Source organism: Vibrio sp. 1978, from assembly GCF_033344345.1.
Map to the genome: position 1 here is coordinate 1 of NZ_JAWPOP010000606.1, position 639 is coordinate 639.

The 639-nt window shown below is 50.1% G+C and carries 1 protein-coding gene; it reads right to left on the reverse strand.

Features of this window, described 5'->3' with window-relative positions:
* A partial coding sequence (locus R8N49_RS28090; RefSeq protein ID WP_412034931.1) for a FlgK family flagellar hook-associated protein occupies nucleotides 1–639 on the reverse strand: 639 nt, incomplete at both ends.

Genomic DNA, 639 nt, shown 5'->3' on the forward strand with positions numbered 1-639 from the left:
AAGCGCAGCGCATATTCGCCACCTTTCAACGCCGAAATATCATCGACATAAACGGCAACGTCCGCTTTCGAGTTTGGTGCGGTAAACACTCGTGATTTAGCCACCAGCTCAGAATTCACATCGGTGAAAACCTCTTTACCGATTTTGCCGTTGAGATCCAAACCTTGCGATTGCAGTTGGTTGACCTTGTAAGAGAATCCGGTAGCTAAGCGCCCCATTTCATCCAGCAGTTGCGGAATGTGTTTGTCACGCATGTCGAGTAGCGCGCCGATTTTGCCGTCCATGTCGTCGGCCTTAATCGCTTTGATGCCATCGCCTTCGACCATCGCTAGACGTCGTTGGTGCACGTCTGGGTAGCCGTCAATCATTTTTAATTGGCTTGCCTCTGGGCCCGACACCAGGGTATGACCATTGCCGATGTGCACGTTGAAGCCTTCTGCGTTTTTACGTGGGGTCACAGTGACCTTAGTGTATTCCGACAGCTCGGTAATCAGCTTTTCATGCTGATCCATCAAATCGTTATGTGGACCAGGAGTGCGCATCATCAAGCGGTGGATGTCACGAATTTCTAGCGCCAGTTGGTTAATGCGCTCAATGCCCATGTCCAATTTTTTATTGGTTACGTCTGACTGCAATCGC